General features: G+C 37.2%; 23 protein-coding genes, 1 tRNA gene and 1 pseudogene. 15 read left to right on the top strand and 10 right to left on the bottom strand.

The features are described from left to right. Positions 1-14 precede the first annotated feature (14 nt). Positions 15-758, top strand: coding sequence for an SDR family oxidoreductase (locus EZ444_RS17110; protein ID WP_131610368.1), 744 nt, complete (start codon positions 15-17; stop codon positions 756-758). Between the two features lie 91 nt (positions 759-849). Here the strand turns inward: EZ444_RS17110 and EZ444_RS17105 are convergent, their stop codons facing one another. Next, a complete protein-coding gene (locus tag EZ444_RS17105) occupies positions 850-1,920 on the bottom strand; it encodes a ligand-binding sensor domain-containing protein (RefSeq protein WP_131610367.1) in 1,071 nt (356 codons plus the stop codon). A gap of 102 nt (positions 1,921-2,022) precedes the next feature. On the opposite strand from EZ444_RS17105, the gene EZ444_RS17100 reads away from it, so the two are divergent. Continuing rightward, positions 2,023-2,922 (top strand): winged helix-turn-helix domain-containing protein, encoded by a 900-nt coding sequence (locus EZ444_RS17100; protein WP_131610366.1) that lies wholly within the window; start codon positions 2,023-2,025, stop codon positions 2,920-2,922. A 49-nt stretch (positions 2,923-2,971) separates the two neighbouring features. Here the strand turns inward: EZ444_RS17100 and EZ444_RS27770 are convergent, their stop codons facing one another. The 4 genes from EZ444_RS27770 to EZ444_RS17085 all read right to left on the bottom strand — a co-directional run bounded on the left by EZ444_RS27770 (position 2,972) and on the right by EZ444_RS17085 (position 6,561). Then, complete coding sequence (locus EZ444_RS27770) at positions 2,972-3,100, bottom strand: hypothetical protein (protein WP_262711265.1); 129 nt, start codon at positions 3,098-3,100, stop codon at positions 2,972-2,974. 141 nt (positions 3,101-3,241) lie between these two features. Beyond that, entirely contained in the window at positions 3,242-3,973 is a 732-nt protein-coding gene (locus tag EZ444_RS17095; RefSeq protein ID WP_131610365.1) for a carboxypeptidase-like regulatory domain-containing protein, read from the bottom strand. A gap of 279 nt (positions 3,974-4,252) precedes the next feature. Beyond that, a complete protein-coding gene (locus EZ444_RS17090) occupies positions 4,253-5,491 on the bottom strand; it encodes a TlpA family protein disulfide reductase (RefSeq protein ID WP_165503643.1) in 1,239 nt (412 codons plus the stop codon). A 200-nt stretch (positions 5,492-5,691) separates the two neighbouring features. Next, complete coding sequence (locus EZ444_RS17085) at positions 5,692-6,561, bottom strand: alpha/beta hydrolase family protein (RefSeq protein WP_262711264.1); 870 nt, start codon at positions 6,559-6,561, stop codon at positions 5,692-5,694. Between the two features lie 189 nt (positions 6,562-6,750). On the opposite strand from EZ444_RS17085, the gene EZ444_RS17080 reads away from it, so the two are divergent. Together EZ444_RS17080 and EZ444_RS17075 are read left to right on the top strand one after the other, a co-directional pair. Beyond that, positions 6,751-7,122 carry a winged helix-turn-helix transcriptional regulator gene (locus EZ444_RS17080; protein ID WP_131610362.1) on the top strand — a complete coding sequence of 124 codons (372 nt, stop codon included), beginning with the start codon at positions 6,751-6,753 and terminating at the stop codon, positions 7,120-7,122. Between the two features lies 1 nt (position 7,123). Then, positions 7,124-7,342, top strand: a complete 219-nt coding sequence (locus EZ444_RS17075) for a helix-turn-helix domain-containing protein (protein WP_131610361.1) — start codon at positions 7,124-7,126, stop codon at positions 7,340-7,342. Positions 7,343-7,568: 226 nt separating this feature from the next. Here the strand turns inward: EZ444_RS17075 and EZ444_RS17070 are convergent, their stop codons facing one another. Together EZ444_RS17070 and EZ444_RS17065 are read right to left on the bottom strand one after the other, a co-directional pair. Further along, positions 7,569-8,522 (bottom strand): AraC family transcriptional regulator, encoded by a 954-nt coding sequence (locus EZ444_RS17070; protein ID WP_131610360.1) that lies wholly within the window; start codon positions 8,520-8,522, stop codon positions 7,569-7,571. A 152-nt stretch (positions 8,523-8,674) separates the two neighbouring features. Next, positions 8,675-9,610 carry an NPP1 family protein gene (locus EZ444_RS17065; RefSeq protein WP_131610359.1) on the bottom strand — a complete coding sequence of 312 codons (936 nt, stop codon included), beginning with the start codon at positions 9,608-9,610 and terminating at the stop codon, positions 8,675-8,677. Between the two features lie 572 nt (positions 9,611-10,182). Between EZ444_RS17065 and EZ444_RS27885 the strand changes: the two genes are divergently transcribed. Both EZ444_RS27885 and EZ444_RS17055 read left to right on the top strand, forming a co-directional pair. Continuing rightward, entirely contained in the window at positions 10,183-10,503 is a 321-nt protein-coding gene (locus EZ444_RS27885) for a LytR/AlgR family response regulator transcription factor (RefSeq protein WP_131610358.1), read from the top strand. Between the two features lie 90 nt (positions 10,504-10,593). Next, positions 10,594-10,905, top strand: a pseudogene (locus tag EZ444_RS17055) (Fic family protein); the annotation flags it as partial. A 154-nt stretch (positions 10,906-11,059) separates the two neighbouring features. Here the strand turns inward: EZ444_RS17055 and EZ444_RS17050 are convergent. The 3 genes from EZ444_RS17050 to EZ444_RS17040 form a co-directional block, all read right to left on the bottom strand. Beyond that, positions 11,060-12,559: a Fic family protein gene (locus tag EZ444_RS17050; protein WP_131610357.1), complete on the bottom strand. Its 1,500-nt coding sequence runs from the start codon at positions 12,557-12,559 to the stop codon at positions 11,060-11,062. A gap of 633 nt (positions 12,560-13,192) precedes the next feature. Continuing rightward, positions 13,193-13,293 (bottom strand) — tRNA-Ser (locus EZ444_RS27255). 93 nt (positions 13,294-13,386) lie between these two features. Next, a complete protein-coding gene (locus tag EZ444_RS17040) occupies positions 13,387-14,115 on the bottom strand; it encodes an IclR family transcriptional regulator (RefSeq protein WP_165503642.1) in 729 nt (242 codons plus the stop codon). Between the two features lie 86 nt (positions 14,116-14,201). Here EZ444_RS17040 and EZ444_RS17035 point away from each other — a divergent pair, with 86 nt between their 5' ends. The 9 genes from EZ444_RS17035 to EZ444_RS16995 all read left to right on the top strand — a co-directional run bounded on the left by EZ444_RS17035 (position 14,202) and on the right by EZ444_RS16995 (position 20,997). Continuing rightward, positions 14,202-15,155 (top strand): aldo/keto reductase, encoded by a 954-nt coding sequence (locus EZ444_RS17035; protein ID WP_131610354.1) that lies wholly within the window; start codon positions 14,202-14,204, stop codon positions 15,153-15,155. 181 nt (positions 15,156-15,336) lie between these two features. Beyond that, entirely contained in the window at positions 15,337-16,134 is a 798-nt protein-coding gene (locus EZ444_RS17030) for a type 1 glutamine amidotransferase domain-containing protein (RefSeq protein ID WP_131610353.1), read from the top strand. Between the two features lie 206 nt (positions 16,135-16,340). After that, positions 16,341-16,943 carry a short chain dehydrogenase gene (locus EZ444_RS17025; RefSeq protein ID WP_131610352.1) on the top strand — a complete coding sequence of 201 codons (603 nt, stop codon included), beginning with the start codon at positions 16,341-16,343 and terminating at the stop codon, positions 16,941-16,943. Between the two features lie 7 nt (positions 16,944-16,950). After that, entirely contained in the window at positions 16,951-17,325 is a 375-nt protein-coding gene (locus EZ444_RS17020) for a hypothetical protein (protein WP_131610351.1), read from the top strand. A gap of 33 nt (positions 17,326-17,358) precedes the next feature. Continuing rightward, the gene (locus tag EZ444_RS17015; protein ID WP_131610350.1) at positions 17,359-18,138 is read left to right on the top strand and encodes an SDR family oxidoreductase; all 780 of its coding nucleotides are present in this window, start codon (positions 17,359-17,361) and stop codon (positions 18,136-18,138) included. Positions 18,139-18,151: 13 nt separating this feature from the next. Then, positions 18,152-18,904, top strand: coding sequence for an SDR family NAD(P)-dependent oxidoreductase (locus EZ444_RS17010; protein ID WP_131610349.1), 753 nt, complete (start codon positions 18,152-18,154; stop codon positions 18,902-18,904). A gap of 17 nt (positions 18,905-18,921) precedes the next feature. Continuing rightward, a complete protein-coding gene (locus EZ444_RS17005) occupies positions 18,922-19,275 on the top strand; it encodes a hypothetical protein (protein WP_131610348.1) in 354 nt (117 codons plus the stop codon). A 17-nt stretch (positions 19,276-19,292) separates the two neighbouring features. Next, positions 19,293-20,057, top strand: coding sequence for an SDR family oxidoreductase (locus EZ444_RS17000; protein ID WP_131610347.1), 765 nt, complete (start codon positions 19,293-19,295; stop codon positions 20,055-20,057). Between the two features lie 16 nt (positions 20,058-20,073). Further along, positions 20,074-20,997 (top strand): helix-turn-helix domain-containing protein, encoded by a 924-nt coding sequence (locus EZ444_RS16995; RefSeq protein WP_131610346.1) that lies wholly within the window; start codon positions 20,074-20,076, stop codon positions 20,995-20,997. Positions 20,998-20,999: the final 2 nt, after the last annotated feature.

Below are 20,999 nucleotides of genomic sequence, written 5' to 3'. Positions count from 1 at the left end.
TTAAAAATCTAATCATGGACTTTACAAATAAAAACGTCGTTATTACAGGTGGAACTACCGGAATAGGCCTGGCAACAGCAAAAGCATTTATCAGCGCAGGTGCAAACGTTTGGATTACTGGTAGAAATGCCGACAATCTGCAGAAAGCAACGGCAGAAATAAACAACCCGAAATTGTTTACTGTAGTGTCGAACACTTCAAAACTCGAAGACATTTCGATCCTGGAAAAAGCAGTTGCAGAAACTGGAAACAAATTAGATGTCCTTTTCCTGAATGCTGGAATTGCGACATTTGAGCCAATAGAAAAAGTAACGGAGGCAAATTTTGACGCCCAATTCAATACCAATGTCAAGGGACATTTCTTCACATTGCAAAAATTACTTCCACACCTGGCAGATGGAGCAGCGGTAGTTTTCACTTCGTCAACGGTTGCAACAGCTGCAAATTCAGGAGCCAGCGTATATTCTGCAACCAAAGGAGCATTGAATAAAATTGCCCAGATTGCAGCAAATGAACTGGCGGGAAGAAAAATTCGTGTAAACATTGTTAGCCCGGGACCTATTTTAACCCCTGGTTTATCAAATGCCGTACCTGCAGAAGCAAAAGAATTTTTGGCTGGGGCTACAGCTCTGCAACGAATTGGTGATCCTGATGAAATTGCAAAAACCGTATTATTCCTGGCTTCTGATGCCGCAAGTTTTATCACAGGAACAGAGATCATTGTGGATGGTGGTTACCTTAACTACGCATTAAAATAGTGTGGAATATCATAATTCAAAACAAAAAAAGCCGCTTTTCTCATTGAAAAACGGCTTTTTAAGAAGTGAACCCAACTGGTTGCCATACATATTATTTTTGGACCTCTTTACCGTTAAAGCTGGTAATGGTACTTCCATCATAGCGATGCACCCCATCAAAAGAGCCAAACCACATATTTCCTTTATCATCTTCTAAAATCCCGAAAATCATTGGTTTATTTGTTATTTCGGTTACAGTCGGCTTTATATTGGACAATGACTTTGCATCATAGCGGGAAAGCACCCAACCCCGGGCATTAGCACTTTCTGAGCTAGTCCAAATGTTCCCTTTTTTATCTTCGTAGATATAACCAACAAACTTCTGAGTAAAATTGGTAAATATACTGCCGTCATAGTGCCAAAGGCCATCATTGCCCCCCAGCCAAATATTACCTTTTTTATCTTTGATTATCGAACGAACATTCGCAAAAGGTTTTCCGTCTTTATTGGTTATAGTGGTAAATGTCTTTCCATCATAAACGCAGGCATAGCCTCTTGTACCAAACCAAAGTTTTCCTATTTTGTCTTCAATAATAGAATTAACATCAGTATGCATCCAATGACCTTCTGGAAGCGGTTGTTGGTAAAATGATACGTGGATAGAATCAGCATCAGTATGGGCTAGTCCTTCTTTCATTTTAAAATTTCGAAAGGATTTCCCATCGTAACGACTTGCTCCGCCTTCAGTACCAAACCAAATATTACCGGTTTTATCTTCATAAATATTGGTTACCCGATCATTGGCAAGCCCATCCTTGGTTGTAAAATTACGAAAGGATTTCCCATTGTAGTAATAAACCCCAGAACCAATAGAAGCGAACCAAAAATTTCCTTTTCTATCTTCTAAAACAGAAAAGAAGCGTGCCGAACTCACTTTACTGGTAATATTAGTGAAAGATTTTCCATCATATTTAAAAACACCCTCCCATGAAGTAATCCAAATATTGCCCTTTCTATCTTGCTTGATTGTACGAACGATGCCCTTGGGTCCTTGAGAAGTGGATACGTCGTTGGTTTCAACGGCATCCTGAGCGTCATTTTTTTGTTGGGCCTGTAAGGGAAAATTGATTACTCCTGTCAGCATGATAATCAGGCTGTACAAAACATTTCTTTTATTTTTCATATCTTATCTAATTGATTCAGCGAAATTACTTTGATATTTTTCGGCTTGAGAGATTTGGATTGTAAATAAAAATGTAAACTTTGTAAATAAATAATTGACATTATGCATGTTAGCCGAAATCTCACTACCGGGAAACGCAAGTACCTATTCGGATTGATATTACTCTCGTTTATCTCTGTAATCTGCGTGGCTTTCACTATGGCGGACAATGACGATTTCGACATCGCCAGGCGGGAAGTTTTGCTCCGCAGGATCGGGCATGAAATGCTCCTACAGTCGGGCGACAGTACATCAAGGGTCCTCCCGATAGAAAAGATCGCAGAAAATGAATACCAAATCCGGTTTCAGAATGATCTTACTTTTCAACCGGACTCCCTTGTAAATACTACCCGGCGTTTGCTGGCCGAAGACCCCCTCGCACGTGACTATGTTGTTAATGTTCTAAACTGTGGCAACTCCAGTGTAGCCTATGGATACGCTATATCCAAAAATAAAAAAGATGATATTATAGCATGCATAGGAAGAGAGCAGCCCAGAGCATGTTACACGATCAACGTTAAATTCAAACCGACGGGCATAAATATAGCGAAGAATGGATATCTGTTGGGCAGCCTACCATTATTAGCATTTGTTGGTTTTATATTTTTGAGATCGGTTAAGCCGCGAAGAGCCTTACCTGATGGTCAGTATACGGACATGTTAACTTTAGGCGCGGTGTTGTTCGATGCGAAAAATCGGAAGCTCATCATAAACGGAAAAACAATAGACTTAACCGGAACTGAAACACGTGTACTGCGCATTTTCGCGTTATCTCCTAACGAGACTATAGAGAGAAGCCGTCTGCAAAAAGAAATCTGGGAAGATGAAGGTGTTATTGTGGGGCGTAGTCTGGATATGTTCATATCAAAACTTAGAAAAAAATTGGAACTTGATCCGAATATCAAAATTGTTGTTATACGCAGCAAAGGATATAAGCTTGAAATTTCTACTAATGTGGTATAATTAAAGAATTATCCTTACCGGAGTCAGACAAATTTCTGTTGATGATTTATCAATTTCCTGCTGCGTGTTTGTCGACCAGATCTTTCAGGGTATGTTCCGGTTTAATATAATCAAATTCCTTCCAGTACTGGTCTGTATAGCACTCTACTCCATGCTGGAAACTATAATTTTCAGGCATTATATTTTTTTTAGAGAAGTCAGATTTTACTGCTGGTGCTGGCCGTATGAATAATTCTGCACTAACAAGAAGTTCTCCTGCTATCTTTTGTTTTTTAGCTTTGACCTTATGCGTGGTTGCGATCTTGTAGAAATAAGGATACTATTTATCTCCGTTCATACTGTACCTGAGAGAAATCATTTCATTAGTTTTCTGAAAATGGTAACCAAGGAGCATAAGCAGTGGTCTTTGTAGGAATGCAAGCAAGTCATTTGCCAGGACAACGTACGGTACGCCTTTGACGGCTGCATGAAATGGATTATCGACAGCACTGTCGCCAACTCTTTTCAGGTTTCGTTCTCTATTGATGATAATGCGATCTTTTTCTTTAATATGCTGGTAACCGGGATTCAGGATCTGCAGGCTTGCTTCGGCAAATGAAAGATAGTTATCATCTATTTTAGCAACTTCCCGGTAGAATCCGGTGGATTCAAAAGCCGTAACCGGATAGTTTTGTGTGATATTACGCATAGCTTTACGAATTATCGCCTCGCCATTAAGTGCAAATATTTTTACCTCCTGCAACCGACTGACCACACTTTTCATTTTAATCGTTACCGGGTTACTGAGTTGTTGTATAGGTATATACTGCGTCTCATAACCAATACACGAGACTATTATCTGACCTGTCGTCCCAGCTGGAATCCTTAAACTGAAATCTCCGTCAGGATTTGTCATAGAGGAGGTGCTGCTACCGATTTTCAGACTTACATAAGGCATACTATGATTAGCTTCATCTACAATTCTTCCTGAAAGCTGATCTGAATTCTGAGCACTGGCGGTTAGAAAAAACAAAAAAGATGAGATGATCAGGGAAGATTTAAAGACTCGCATTTATTGTTTTTTTACTAAAATAGTTAACAGGCTTCCCGCAGCATTTTTTTTAACGTTATTTAACCTATTACAGAGGCAAATTAGAAGATATTGTCTGATCTAAAGAAGTCTTCATAGATATGTTTGCTTGAGTCGATAACATTTAAATGATTGACAACTCCCTCTTAGTACCCGAGGATGTATTCCGAACACACCGTTTTCTTGACGATTTGAAAGTCCTGGCTGGAATGGTGAAATATATGACGGACATGAGAAATGCGCATCTAGGTATCAGTATAACTATTTCAATAGGTGATCGAGATGGTTACGTAAGTCGGGATCAGAAGGTCGCGCCGCATTTGAGAAGACGATCTGCCCTACAGGGTCAATCAGAATAAACCTTGGAATCGACGCTACGCTGAATTTTCTGATAAAATCAGAATTAAAATCTTTGTCGGCAATCACCTGTATACCCCCTAACTTATTATTTTTGACATAACTAACCCACTTCGCCTTATCTGAACTATTATCTACAGATAGGCTTAAAAATATAATATTTTTAGTGCTATAATCCGATTCTAACCGAGATAAAAATGGGATTTCAACCTTACAAGGAGCACACCAGGTAGCCCATATATCAATGTAAACGTACTTGCCACGAAGCTCATTTAGCCTAACCAATTTATCATTTACATCGTAGTAACTGAAATCTGGTGCAAGCGAGTTGGGCCTGCTTAATATTAAATTATTGTATACTTGATCTATGTCTGCTTTGTATTCGCTGTTCTCCCGTCGTCTCGCAAAGTCACCATATAAGCTATCAAGTTTTTGCGGGTTTGTAACCATTTTGAGAGCAAAAAGTGTATACTGATAAGTAAGGTGATTTTTGATGAAACCAGGAGGTATTTTGTTGTAAATCGCTTCTAATGGCAAAAGATAGCGGCTTTCGTATTCGCTTGAACTGTATCGAAATTGCCTATCAATATTAAGGTTATAAAGGTAGCTATCTATCCAGTCGCGATAAGCTACTGAATGTTTAAACAACTCTGTATCATTTAAATCTGCGGCGCCTAAAACAAATTCATTAAGAAATTTAGCCTCCGCAGTACTCAGGATTTTGATCTGCAATTTTTTAGATGCTTCTTTAATTAAACTGGCATAATTGGGATCCGATCGCTTCTCTGCATTAATTTGTTGGATCGTGGCCATCACTAAAGAATCCCGTCCATAATGAGAAACATAGTATTCTACAATATTGCGGGTAAAGTAGTCTATGTCTTTCTTTATTAAGGACTCGTTTTTTTTATTTTTAATTTTCCTACTAGCGTCTGCCTTAAACTGGTTGATTTGGTATATAAAAGTTTTCGGATCTAGTAAACATGCACCATACGTAAGTTCTCCGTTATTTAAAGGAATAAATTTTGAGAATATCGTTGATTTATCTGCGAATAAGTCATCCCGTAACTTAATAGTTGAAGATTGCGAAAACCCGGAAATCGTCAACAGAAGCAGAATGGTGCAGGTAAAGTAAATTTTCATGGAATTATTGTAAGGCATCAATGGTCTTAACCTGCTTGTTTAGCTTCAATGCAATGTACATTAAAATTTGTTTGCAGTCAAATATTGGATATTACGGCAAATGTAGCATGATTTGCTGGGAGAACCTGTCGTTAAAAGCCCTGCTTTATCAGCATATACAGCATCTATCCCTCCTGAATCAGAGGATCAGGAGGGAAAAATTATTTACTTGTTATTTGAACCATTGGATTAGGATTCTCCTGAAAGTCAGTGCAAGCTGAAGACCATGCCGGATCACTATGATAAAGAACAGACCGCAAGTAAGCTGTGGTAAGTTGTTGTACAGCTTCTACCCGATCAGGACTCTCATCTGTTGTTTCCGTCACCAAATAGCCTGAAATCCCGCCAAGCATATGTTCGCCCCCAATCAGGGTAACCAAGCTATTTGCCCCCGGACTTAGTTTATAGGCATCGGTAAACCACTCAGCCCCCATGGTCGTCAATGGAGATTTGTCCTGGTCGCCGGCAACAACAAGCGTTGGCGTATTCATTTGAGCGTAGCTTTGGTTTAGATGCGGAAAATGTTCATTGGCAAATGGACTTAGCGCTTCACCGCCGCGGCCGCCTGCACTAAGAAGTACACCTGCTTTTACCCTCGGATCGAGCATATCTTCACTTAAACCGCCATCGGCATTGATCACTCTCGTTCCTAATAACGTAGCGGTGGTTTGAGCTCCGAACGAATGGCCTGCTGCTGCAATCCGGCTTTGGTCCAAGCGTCCTTTTAGACTAGGAACAGAATTTTCTATAAAATCAAGCTGGTCAAGCACCCGCTTGACATCTTCAACACGATAGCGCCACATCATCGGTTTTCTCGGATCTTGCAAGTATGCCTGGATGGCCTCACTATGTTTGGCCTTGGGGTCAGGGTTGATTGTTCGAGAATCGAGAAAGGTAGGCTGAACAACAACGAAGCCATGAGCGGCCCAATAATTGACAAGGGGAGCGTATGCGTCCATAGAAGAGCCAAAACCGTGTGAAAAAACAATTACAGGTAGTTGTTCACCATAGGCAGGCACTGAGGCCCGCACCTGCAGTGGATAGTCGCGGCCAGGAGCTTCTAAGGAAATCGGGCTTACAGAAACAACCGGAGGAAATTTTACAATATGATCCATTTGTATTTATTCTTAAAATTCATTGGCAAATATATAGTGAACATGGTTTATCTTTGTAATGGGTTTACTTATGGAAACGGGTTTCCTTATAGAAACTGTATTAAAATGGATAAAGAACTCTTGGATATGGACGCCTGTTCCGCGCATCATTTGGCGATCCGCGATACGATGGATGTATTAAGCGGAAAATGGAAGATAAGGCTGATTGGCTCACTGAGCTTTGGTAAAAAACGTTTCATGGAGTTGATAGGAAGCATAGATGGTATTGCAGCAAAAATGCTTTCCAAAGAATTGCAGGAGTTAGAGTTGAATGGCCTGGTAAAGCGTACGGTATTGAACACCAAACCGGTAACCGTTGAATACGAGTTAACAGAGTATGGTTATTCGCTAAAACCGATCATAAAAGAAATGGCGTCCTGGGGAATGCAGCATCGCGAAAGAGTAATCAGAGCCATGAGCGTAAAAGAAAAGGTATAAAATGACGCCAATTATAACATTTATCAAAGAAAAAAGAAAAGCTTTAAAGCTTTCCCAAGCCAATCTTGCATTTAAATCTGGTGTGGGTCTCCGTTTCGTTCGCGAACTGGAACGAGGTAGAGCTACAGTTCGATTAGATAAAGTCAATCAAGTATTAGCTCTTTTCGGTAAACAGATAGGAATAACTGATCTTAATCACAAAGAACAGGACGAAAACTAACACTTCCCTTAACAATTTCTGAATATCCTTCTAACATCAACATTCTATTCCCATTTTTCGATGGGCTGATCCTGAATGCAAAATCTATTCTAAAAATATTTGGACCGAAAAACTTAGCCGATTAGCATAGCTAAACGAAACAGCCGTTCTTCTTATCGAAAAACGGCTGTTTAAGCAGTAGGCCTACCTAAGTATATAGATATTTAGATTCTTAGTTTTTAGAATTCTAATTTTCTCCACTTTCATTGTTTGGCTTTAATGAAATAGGTTGATGGCTACCCACTCTACTTTTATGGATCAGGCGGTAATGTTCTGGGGAAATACCCATGTTCTTTTTAAACAATCTAGAGAAATAATATTGGTCTTCATAACCAAGGTTCAAGCAGATCTCTTTTATTTTGTCATTGTTTGAGTGTAGCAGCTGACAGGCCCGCTGCATTTTAAGATGGATAAAATAATCAATAGGCGACATTCCTGTCTTTTTCCTGAATAAATAAGCAAAATGGGAATTGGATATAGAATAATTTTTCGAAAAATCTTCCTTTCGTAATTTTCTATTTACATTATCCTTCATATATACTATTGTTTCAGTAATCATATCCAGCTCTTCTACCTTTTTGACCTGCATGTGATTTTCGGGGAAATAGAAAGTCGCCAAGAAATTGTATAGACAGAAATTAGCGTTTGAAAGATTTCTTAATCCGTATCCCATGTCCAGGCAACCGTAAATGCCGTTCCAAATATCTATTGCCTGTTGATTGAAAGGGATCTTCTGAGCACCAGAAGTGATGGTTATATCAAGCGATTTATTAAAGTCAGCAATTCTTTCTCCTTTAAAGTGTACCCAGTAAATTGTCCAGGGATCTTGGTCATCTGCCCAATAACGCATATACTTATCAGTCGCAGGCACATTAATAAACTGATTGGTGCCGACTTCAAATTTCTTATTATCAATGGTAAAATACCCTTTTCCAAGGACACAATAGATAAATATATTATCTTCACACCCCTTTCTCCGTTCCCTGAAATGGGCAGTCGCTTTAGGAAAATATCCAATATGAGTAATGCATAAATGAAAAAATTCCGGACATTTATCCATAGCACTTTTTAATATTTTCGGAGGCAAACTGATCATTTTTTCACCTTCAAAACCAGCTTCTTTTTTTAGAAAGTTATTCATAAATGTAATGTAATTAAAAAAACAGTTCCCTTCTTATCCTGGTGATTATCTATATAGAAATGTAAAAATCTATTAAACACAAAGCCCGGACAATAAATCCAGGCCTTGTATTCTGTTCAATTTACGTATCTTGAATAAACTGAACCGCAAAATTAAATACTCCCGATTTGTGTGCCTACAGAATAATCACTTTGACTACATCCATCTGTACCGGTGATTCCTGCGCTTCCATTACAAGAAGAAAAGTTCCAATAATCCCGGCTACGAAATAAAGGCCCTTTACCAATACTGCCGAAATAACCATTAAAACTGAAGTGAGGCATGTTACAATTCATAGGAATAAGGCTGGTATTCCAAGTTTCTACCTCATCAGCTACTCCATTAGGATTTCTATAATCGCCATAATAGCTGCAATCGTAACCAGGAAAGGAAATTGAATTTCCAAAATGATAAGAACCATGTGCTTTTTTACCCACATACACCTGTGGACGTGTCCATTGGGCTACATTACTCCAGTTTTTAGTGTACCAGCCCGAATGTTGAAAATAGGTAACTGATACGATCCGGTTTGTCTGGGTATTAACCTGAACAACAGTATGTTCCCAATCATAGTCATGACCTCCTAGGTTGGCAAAGCACGTTGTCTGCGTTTTATAAGTCCACCAAAAGTCGATAAAGACCCTGTTTGCATTACCCGGATGCCGTTGTACTTCATAATAGGTTGGAAAGATCTTGCTCCTTGGGGCATCACGATTGGTCATTACTAATGTACCGTTACAAACAATGCTATTTGGATCTGTACTTGCCCATATATTTTCAACTGTAGTCGGATAATCAGGCGCTGCTCGGTCAAACTTCATTATCGGAGAAAAGGTCCAGGCAAGGTCAAAGGCTTCGCTTCCGGTAATCTTTGTCGCACTTTCATGACAGTCTTCGCACATCGGCTGCAGTTCGGCCAGAGCCACATTTGCAACACTTTTTCCCATTGATTTTTCTTTCGATGGAAAATCAATGTTGGTTTCTTTTGCGCATTGCGTAAATGCCATAATAGCAATTACAGCTGTAAACAGTAGGGATTTTTTTTTCATACTAGTTTATTTTGGTTAGAAATTATTTCATTAAATGTGGGATAATTTCCTGCCTGATAAAATAGATAATTTCATTAAGTCAATGGATAATATGATTTTATTGCTAATAACATGGCTTTATTTCGGGAATGACCTATGATAAAAACGGGGTTTTCTTAGAAATTCACCTAAAATACCCGCGGAAATCACCAAAATCCTGAAAAACACGTTAAAAATACAAATAGCGTCCTTCTTCCTATAAAATAGTCAGTTAGAACAAGTAATTGGCTTTATTGGAAATGAATCTACCTAAAAGCCCTTAACCAGACGTGACCTTACGGACTTAGGATGCAAAGTAATAGGGTACACTATAACAATAAATACTATGATAGTATAGAATAGTATAATTAAGTAATAATAACTACTTTAGTAAAATCTACTCTGATTAGATGATAAAAAATAACCAAATATTAACAGGATTAGAAAATAAGCTTTTAACAGATATTTTTAATTTGATTTAGATATAAGAACAATATGGTTTTCAGGTCCAGCAAGACAACGTATCCTAATTAATCCTGAACTATTAACGCTATATGAAAAAATTAGTCATTCACTCTCAAGAGATTCTTCGTTTAGTATCACATGCTGATATCAGCTATTGTAAATCGGACAATTGCTACACATCTATTTTTTTACATAATCGAGAGGAGCTCGTGATGTGTAAATCCTTAAAAAAGGTTAGTCAGCAGTTGGATGCAGGAATATTTATCAGAGTGCACCAGTCCCATCTGATAAATAAAAATTGTATCAAACTAATAAATAAAAAAAACAAATATATTGAGTTGGTATGTGGCACACATATTCCATTTACTACCACAATTAATGAGCTCATGAGTTCAATTTCCGGCTCTTAATTCTCAAGTTTTCGACACTATTAACGATTCATGGTCTGTGATTTAGTATGTATTCATTAGAATCCGAATTATACACCTCTCGACAATGAACATCAGATAAGAGAAGCTTTGGAAGATATGTGTCGACTGATCAACAGAAAAAATAATGTATTTGAAAAGTCGCTAATTGCATTAGTATTGCTATCATATATCCAGGCCTTCAACGATGGAAACAAAAGAACAACGAGGATTGTAAGTAATGCGATCCTTATTGCTAACCAATATTGTCCAGTCTCTTTCCGAACTATCGATGCAGTGGAATATAAAAAAGCCATGTTAATCTTTTATGAACAAAATAACATCAGTGTTTTCAAAGATATATTTATAGAGCAATTTAGATTCGCCGTGAAAACCTATTTCTAGTTTATAAAAAACTGGATAGTCAAAACGAAAAAAGCCGTTTTTCTCATCGAAAAACGGCTTTTTTACTTGGTGGCCCCAACTGGGTGCTTCTCGAACCATTTCTTATCTGATTTAGGTTTAATTAGCGATTTGGCTAGCAAATGATTGATAGCTCTTAATATATCTTTTCAAAAATATTCATGTAGCTTGCCTCCATTTCTAAAAATTCCTGGGCAGTTAACTTATCAAATTCTTTCTTCCTTCTATTTGGAAATATCCCTTTATTTTGATGTAAAAAGATTATTATCTGATCGATATACTTATCAGGCATATCTACTATACCTTGGATACTTTTCTTTAGTTCATCGTAACGTTCCAGAAACTGTAACTCACCTGTCATATCTTCAGTAACTGTTTCATTGATCGTTTGGGCAAGATAAGTAGCTTGGTAAGTAAAGTCAGGGTAACGAAAGTAGTCTTCTATGTCTGCGTTATTAAGAACCTCGATTTCTCCTTCATCGGTCTTTTTATATTTTATTCGCTGCATTAAAGGTTTCGAGAAATCTTCCAGCGCGCGATCATAATCAGGCATATAATTAAGCATGTGAGCAGATACAGGTATTATAATCCCTTCCTGAACTATCCCTGATCTTGTAAGCATATCATGAATTAGGAAACGATGCAACCGGCCATTACCATCATCAAAAGGATGAACAAAAACAAATCCAAATGCAATTACAGTAGCCTGTAATTGTCCCGGGATTTCTTTTATCTTATGATAACAACTATGTATACCATTCATTAATGAGGTTACATATTGTGGTGGTGGACATATAAAATGAATTATTTCTTCCATTCTAAAGCCTGTTGCACCTATATAATTTTGAAAATCTCTGAAACCCTTTGCTGCAAATCTCGGATCTACAATAGCATTTTGTAAATACATCAAATTAGACTCGCTTAAAAGCTCATCTATGTGCTGCGTTCCCGCTTTTGAAAGTAAAGCTACAAACCTATTCATTCTATCAGATGATGGTTTTTCGTTCTCTATTGCGTATGAGGATTTTGTTTCCTTTCTGAACAGGTATTGAGCTGCCCGGTGAAATATATCAGGGGAATAGGTTTCCTTCAGTTTTTCTATTTGATTTTTTAAGTCCTTTTCAAGTTCCCTCGTTAATGTATTACTCTTTCTGATTATTGGACAAAAATCTTGATTACCCAATAAATTGTCATTGATTTTCCATTTGGTAATTTTGAGGGATAAACCTGTAATGTATTTTTCATCATCAAGTAAATCAATATAGTTTCCAGCGATTCTTTGTTTTAAAGCAATTTCCTCACCAATAAGCCACTCATAAAGATATCCAATTCGCCTGTTATTTACTCCTGAGACTTTTCCGTTGACATAATCCTCCACTTCCTCTCTAGACAACAATTTAAAAACAGCCTTAAGAAAGTTAAGATTTAAATCATCGTATTTGAAAGCGAATTCTAAATGAAATAATGGGATGTCTAAAGATGGCTGATATTTTGGCCCATATGTTTGCTCAACAATTCCATTTTCAACTATGTCGATTTTATCTCTGGTTCCTATATACGAACGATGGGTAAGCCTGAAGGAACTCATCTTAAAGTGTTGATATAACCATAGGTTACCTGCGGGTTGGTTTGCCATAAAGATAAATTATGCAGTAAAAACTATATTGTTGCAGTAAATTTAATAAAAATACCTACAAGTGCAGTAAAATACTTATATCAATCATTTTGAATAATTTGCAGTAATTTGATTTTTATTGCAGTAAAATCGATAAGTATTATAGATTTCAAAGTAATTTATATATCAAAGTATCATACTAATGATAAGATTTGTTAATAAAAAAAATCGATTCAATTCGGAACTCATTGCGTTCCAAATTGAAAAGACTTTATAGGTGTATTCATTAATTTCATTCAAAACTCGATTACAGTTCATTTCTATTAAAGTTACAGCTCATTTTCAACCATATTTGAGCCGTAATTAAGCATTCAATGAGCTATAATCAAAGCACGTCCTACCAATACATCAGTATCTAACTCAAAATGTGAGGCAATGCGTCACATTTTGAAAACTTCACTTGATAGTGTCATATGATACTATCAAGTGAAGTACAAAAAAATTCACCCTACAATACAACTATCTAGAATTGTAACAAAACCAACCCAATTAAAATACCGTTACAGCTTTTGTAAAGAAAATATCGTGACTAATAATCAAAAATTAGAAACGAAAAAAGGCGTTTTTCTTATCGAAAAACGCCTTTTTAAGCAGTGGGCCATGATGGGCTCGAACCATCGACCAAAAGATTATGAGTCTTATAGACTCTCTGTATGTTTTATGGCAAAAATCACCGTTTCTGTTCAACAATGCCCTAAAATACACAATAATTTTTACACCGCAACATGGTAACGTTACATATGAGTAACACTATTATAGTTAAGTAATCCGTTTTATTTGAATGCATTTTATAATTTTACTTGTGTTGTATATTTACCCTGCTCGCCTAAAAGTATATTCATGACTTTCAGTGTTTCGATGAACTGTTCTCGCTTGAACCTATATGAGGGACCAGATACACAAAGTACTGCTATGACTTTATTTTTAAAGAAAATAGGCATAGCTACGCAGTTCAGGTCAGGATCATACGCCCCAATATCCAGGGCATATCCAATTTGTTTAATGTTGGCTACTTCTGCTGTTAATGCAGATTGATCATTTTGGGAATCAAATAAATTACGCTGCAAATGTTCGGAATAAGCCAAAAATGCTTTACCAATAGCAGTAGTGTTCATTTCGTAATCTCGCCCCATATTAAGTGTAATTTTTACAGCCCTATTAGGTTCACATTTTAATTCATGTCTATAATAATAACCCATTTGTATAGCCAGATAGGATGATTCAAGTGTAGCGGCTGTTATCTTCTCTAAAATTGGTCGCAATTCTTGTTTCAACTCAATGAGTGAAAATGGAGGTGCATATAAACATTCCAATTTGGAAGTAATCCTATACCTTGGGCTCATTTCGTCCTGCTCTAAGTATCCTAATTCTTTAAGACTTTTTATAAAACCATATACGGTTGTCTTCTCCAATTCTAAGGCTTTTGCTACGTCATTAACTCGAATGAAATTCCCATTTGCGGCTATATATTCTAAAATTTGAAAGGTTCTTTGTACAGACTGAATCATATTTTTCATTAATAATGAACAAATATACATTTTATTATTTTATATTTCAATAAAAGCCATCTATGGCGTACTTTTGGCGGACAAAATATAATGACATGTTAGAAAATAGAAAATTAGGTGCATCAGAAATTAAGATTGCACCACTGATATTAGGAACAAATGTTTTCGGATGGACGACTGATGAGGCGATGGCCTTTAAGTTATTAGATTATTTTACTGAACAAGGTTTCAATGCTATTGATACTGCGGATGTTTATTCTAAATGGGTTGATGGACATGTAGGTGGAGAATCGGAGTTGGCTATTGGAAAATGGCTTAAACAATCTGGTAAGAGAGATAAGGTTGTGTTGGCTACTAAGTTGGGTGCGGAGTTAGCACCTGACAAAAAGGGACTAAGTAAAAAATATATCATTAGTGCAGCAGAAGCTTCTCTAAAACGTCTAAATACAGACTATATTGATCTTTATCAATCACATTACGATGATTCGGAGACACCAATAGAGGAAACTTTGGCTGCGTATGATTCCCTGATCAAAGCAGGAAAGATAAGAATTATCGGCGCTTCTAATTTCACTCCAGAACGCCTTGAAGAATCTTTGCAAGTTAGTCGTGACAATAACCTTCCTATTTATCAAACCTTTCAACCAGAGTATAATTTGTATGACAGGGCTGATTTTGAAGAAAATATTAGACCAATAACTTCGGCCAATAATTTAAGTGTGATTAGCTATTTTTCTCTTGCAAGCGGTTTTCTTACGGGCAAATACAGGAGTTTAGATGATATTAAAGATAGCAAGAGGGCTGGATTTGTAGAAAAGTATTTTACAGATCGTGGTTTTAATATACTTAATGCGCTTGATAACGTTGCAGCAAGGCATGAGACTACTGCTGGAAGCATTGCATTAGCATGGGTTATACAACAACCTGGAATCACAGCTCCTATAGCAAGTGCAACAAACATAGATCAACTGGCTGATTTAATCAAGGCGACCACAATTACTTTAGACCATGAGGATATAACCTTGTTGGCAACTGCAAGCAGTCTATAATTCCTTAATAGTTTAACAGGACTATTTCCTGAAGTGCCCCAAAAGTTGGATAATTTAAAGGGACACTTTTGTTATTTTAAAACAGAGTATTTCGATGTGTTTAGCTCCATGGTATTCTGCCTGATATAATCAAAAATCGAATATTATCATTATATCGGTTCAACTTCCTAAAAAATCAATTATGAATAAGTTAATTAATACCTTATGCTGTCTTATATGTTTTATAGCGTTTACAAGCTGTGTAAGTCAGCGTTCCAAACAGCAAACCATTAGCCTGCAAACAGAAAAACAGGTTGTAAAAAAGAAAATTCTCTTCGTGGTGACCAGCCATGGTATCAAAGGAAATACAGGCAAGAAGACTGGATATTACCTAGGCGAGGTTTCCCATCCCTGGGAGGTTCTTGTTGAAGCCGGTTATGAAATAGATTTTGTAAGTCCTAAAGGAGGCAATCCCCCTGTAGATGCTTTTGATTTAACCGACTCAGTTAATAAGAAATTCTGGGAGGATGCTTATTATCATAAAAAAATAAGCAACAGTTTGAAACCAGTGGATGTAAAACCGCAAGATTATGCGGCCATTTATTTTGCCGGTGGTCATGGAGCGATGTGGGATCTACCAAATGATACAACTATTGCAGGTATTGTAGCCAAAGTATATGAACAAGATGGCGTAGTTGCCGGAGTATGTCACGGCCCTGCAGGCTTGTTAAATATTCGCCTAGGCAATGGAAAATACCTGATAGAAGGCAAAAAAGTAAATGGATTCAGTAATCAGGAAGAAGAAATTGTAAAACTAACTGCTGTGGTACCTTTTTTGCTTGAGGATAAATTGAAAGAGCGTGGTGGCATTTATGAAAAAACAGAGCCTTTTCAATCACATGTTGTCGTTGATGGCAGACTGATCACTGGGCAAAACCCACAGTCTGCAAAAGCAGTGGGTGACGCCATTTTATTGCAGTTAAAAAGTAAAAATCGTTAGATAACATCCTAGGATGTTGTCCTGGTTTGAAATCACCAAAGAAAGACTGAAATTTTCTTTAATATTTTTATAACGTTTATAGTTTGGTTAATCTATTCCCAGGTTAACCGACTAATCTCACCTAAAATCCGGTTACAACAAAAGCAGATTCAGTTAACTCTGAACATTCTCTTTTACAGAACTTTACATTGTTAAATTTCAAAGAAATGATTAAGAAAATAATTGTAATCGGAGCAAGTGGGACTATTGGAAAAGAAGTCGCTAATAGACTGGAGGAAGTTGGACACGAAGTAATACGTGTTTCAAGAAACTCGGGCGACTATCAGGCAGATATTTCGGACAAACAAAGTCTTGCAAACTTATTTAAAAACATTGGCTCATTTGATTCCATTGGCATTACAGCAGGCGAAGTTGCGGCAGCTCCATTTGAAAACCTGACGGATGAAAACTACTCGTTTTCTTTAGGCAGTAAGTTAATGGGGCAAATCAATGTTGTTCGCACGGCCCTGCCTTATATCAATGTAGGTGGCTCATTCACATTGGTTTCGGGTGTATTAACGGATGAGCCTATTTTAGGCGGCACAATCGGTACAGTAATAAATGGCGGTATAGAAGGCTTTGTAAAAGCAGCTTCAAACGAACTTCCCAAAAGTGTTCGTATAAACTGCATTAGCCCAACTGTTTTGACGGAATCCGAGGACTATCATCCATTTTTTCCAGGATTCATTCCAGTTGAGGCCTGGAAAGTAGCAAGAGCATATGAAAGGGCAATTTCAGGGGTTATCACAGGAAGAATTATTAAAGTATAGCCAAACCATGAAGAATCTTTCTTTTCTCTACGTTTGTCTCCTGATGATATTGTCTTCATGTAACTTATCAAAGAAATCACTATATATCAGTAACAGGTTAGATGTAGCATTAACACTAATGGTTCCGAATACCATAGAGAATAAATTCTTTAACAATTCCAAGAGGGTAATTTATATTCCAAAAGAAGGTCGCGATAGAAAATTGGTCATCTATTACGATAAAACTAAATGGACTTATAGTGATAAACAGGAGTTGAATAACCTATTGATGAAAAGCAAAATCGTAATCGGTAAAGATACTATAGCTACAAATCAATATTTTAAACTGAAACGGATAGCCCTTGCCAACGAACTTTTTTTAAAGATTGTGCATACAGATTGAATAAAGCATACTTCATAGATTATATCAATAAAAATGAATTTAGATAATAACACCATACTCATTACAGGCGGAACAAGTGGTTTCGGCCTGGAACTTACTAAAAGGTTTATTGCTTTAGGTAACCAGGTTATTATAACAGGAAGAAACCAGGCGAAATTAGATGAAGTCAAAAAGCAAATTCCGCAAGTACATACCATCAAAAATGACGTAGGTAACGCTGCGTCTATAATTGAGCTTTACGAAAAAGTTACCACCCAGTTTCCCAAACTTAATTTCCTAATAAACAATGCAGGTGAGATGAGAAAGATGAGCTTACATGATACTTCCATTGGTTTAGATGATATCAATAGGGAAATTGCAATCAATTTATCGGGGCCGATACGAATGGTACAACAATTTTTACCCCATTTGAAAAAACAGTTAAATCCGGCTATCCTAAATGTTTCTTCGGGAATTGCTTATGTACCGTCTCCCTATTCCCCGATTTATAGTGCTTCAAAAGCAGGCCTGCATTTCTACACGGTTTCTTTAAGGGTACAGTTGCAAAAAACAAAAATCAAAGTTTTTGAATTGGTTGCACCAGCCGCAAGCACTCCATTGAATGACCAATTTGTGAACGTGGATGGTTTTAATCCTAAACTATTGGCAACACCTGAAAAAATTATTGATGCTACTATTAAAGGGTTAAAGAAAGACAGTTACGAAATAGCGCCGGGCTTTGGAAGAATACTAAGAATAATGAGCCGTTTGGCACCTAAACTTATCCTGAAAGAGATGAGTAAAGTAGGGGCGAATATTTATTCACAACCGTAAAAAAGTTGAACTCATGACAGATCTAAAAAATAAAGTAGCCCTGATAACAGGCTCGGCAAGAGGATTAGGTAGGGCAATTGCAGAACGTTTTGCAGGTTTAGGAGCGGACATTATAATCAACTATTCAAAAGATAGTTTTTCTGCTAATGAAGCTGTTGTAAATATTCAGGCTTTGGGCGTTCGGGTAATTGCTGTTCAGGCTGACATCAGCAAACCGGCAGATATAGAAAACTTGTTTGCCGAAGCAAAAAAAGCCTTTGGAAAAATTGATATTGTAGTGGCTAATGCTGGTGTTGAATTGGCGGACGTACCTGTAACTGATTTTACGGAAGAGCAATTTGACAGACTTTTTGCGATAAATACAAAGGGAACTTACTTTACGATACAATGCGCTGCAAAAAATATTGAAGACAACGGAAGGATCATAAATATTTCCTCAACTTCGGCCGCCTTTCCTTTTCCGGGCTTTGCAGTATATGGCGGAAGTAAAACAGCACCTAATTACCTCGTTGAGGTTTTAGCGAAAGAAATCGGCTATCGTGGTGTAACAGTAAATTCCATTGTACCTTATGCGGTAGCAAATGCTGGGATTTTTACAGGAATGGACACTCATACACCTGAACTGAAATGGCTTTCGGATATGAACCCTATGAAGCGAATGGCAACCGTTGAAGACGTTTCAAATGCAGCAGTATTTTTTGCTTCGAATTTATCATCGTTTGTAAGCGGGCAACACTTAATCGTCAATGGCGGAGGAAGTCAATAAAAACATAAAAGAATACAATGACAGCGAAAATAATTAGCGGCCTATTGATAGGTATCACTGCCTATTTTAGTTTCAAACACGGTTGGGAAGCGTTACATATCAATAATCATCCGGCACAGGCACAAATGATGAATGATTTGGGAATACAGAAGACATTCATTCCTTTGATCGCTATAGTTTCAATAGCAATCGCATTGTTGATTTTATTTCCACAAACATTCTTCATAGGCAATCTGATGAATGCCTTTTTAATCTTAACCATAATGGCCTTATCGTTAAAGACGGGTAATTATAAAACTGCGTTGATTGAAATTCCTTTCCTGATCATGCCATTGCTGATGATATGGCTAAAACATCCTTTTAAAAACTAAAATCAAAAATTCAAAGTATGAGCGCAAAAACAAAGATAGCATTGGTTACAGGTGGTAGCCGTGGCTTGGGAAAAAATATGGCATTGGCACTTGCCAAAAAAGGAATTGATATTGTGATTACCTACAATTCCAATAAAGAAGCAGCCGACAACGTTGTGGCAGAAATTGAATCAATAGGGCAAAAAGCTATTGCTTTTCAATTAGATACAAGCAACGTAACTGCGTTTGATAGCTTCGTTGAACAAACAACAGCGTATTTACAGGAACATACAGGAAGCACAAATTTTGACTTTCTGATAAACAATGCAGGTACAGCTTTGTATTCGCTTATTACAGAAACTTCCGAACAACAGTTGGACGACACATTTAACATCCATTACAAAGGCGTGTTTTTCTTAACGCAAAAATTTATTCCATTTATCAATGATGGTGGTGGAATCATCAATGTATCATCGGGGTTGGCACGTCTTACATTCCCTGGTTCCGCTGTATATGCTTCATTGAAAGGAGCCATTGAGATTTTTACCCGATATTTGGCAAAAGAATTAGGGGGAAGAAAAATACGTGCAAATGTAGTTGCACCCGGAGCTATTGAAACTGACTTTGGGGGTGGGCGTACCCGTGACAATAAAGAGATAAATGCCCACGTTGCAGGCCTTACAGCATTAGGCCGTGTAGGTTTACCCGATGATATTGGCGGGATTGTTGCATTTCTTTGCACAGATGATGCGTACTGGATAGACGGGCAACGTATTGAAATATCTGGCGGTCAGGCATTATAAAAAATAACTTGATATTATGGAAAGCAATAAAACAATAAAAGTAAAAACCATTAGCGAATTCCATCGTTTGAGAGGGTTACCTCAGCCTGAACATCCCTTAATTAGTATCATTGAACATGAAGCAATTAAATATTCACCTGATGAGAACTTGTTGACAGGGATTTTCGGGTTTTATTCGATTTCTATAAAAAGAGGCGTAGTTGGCAAATTAAAGTATGGGCAACAAGACTATGACTTCGATGAGGGCATTATGTATTTTACCGCTCCTAATCAGCTTTTCAGAGTGGAGGTTAATCCTGGAGATAAACTGACAAAGCCTACTGGATGGATATTACTTATTCATCCAGATTTTCTTTGGAATACAGCCTTGGCAAGTAAAATCCAGCAATACGAATATTTTGGCTATACTGTAAATGAAGCGCTATTTCTTTCAGAGAAGGAAGAAACAGCCATAAATAATATCATATATAACATCAGGCAGGAATATCACTCCAATATTGATAAGTTTAGCAAGCAGATTATCATTTCACAAATTGAGAGTTTACTCAATTATGCTGAAAGATTTTACCATCGTCAATTCATTACACGAGAAAAAGCAAATCACCAACTTCTAAGCCGATTGGAAGAGTTGCTTGCCACTTACTTCAATACCGAGGAACTGGTGGCAAAAGGATTACCGACGGTTCAGTTTATAGCTGATGAGTTGCATGTATCTGTAAGCTATTTAAGCAGCTTATTAAAAGTTTTGACAGGACAAAGTACCCAACAGCACATCCATGATAAACTGATTGAAAAAGCAAAGGAGAAATTATCTACAACAGATTTGTCGGTAAGCGAAATTGCATACGAACTAGGGTTTGAACACCCACAATCATTTAATAGATTGTTTAAGACGAAAACTAACCTATCACCGCTAGAATTCCGAAAGTCTTTTAATTAAAC

The sequence above is a fragment of the Pedobacter hiemivivus genome, assembly GCF_004331685.1.
GTDB classification, from domain to species: Bacteria; Bacteroidota; Bacteroidia; order Sphingobacteriales; family Sphingobacteriaceae; genus Pedobacter; species Pedobacter hiemivivus.
This window is presented reverse-complemented; position numbering and strand designations above follow the sequence as displayed.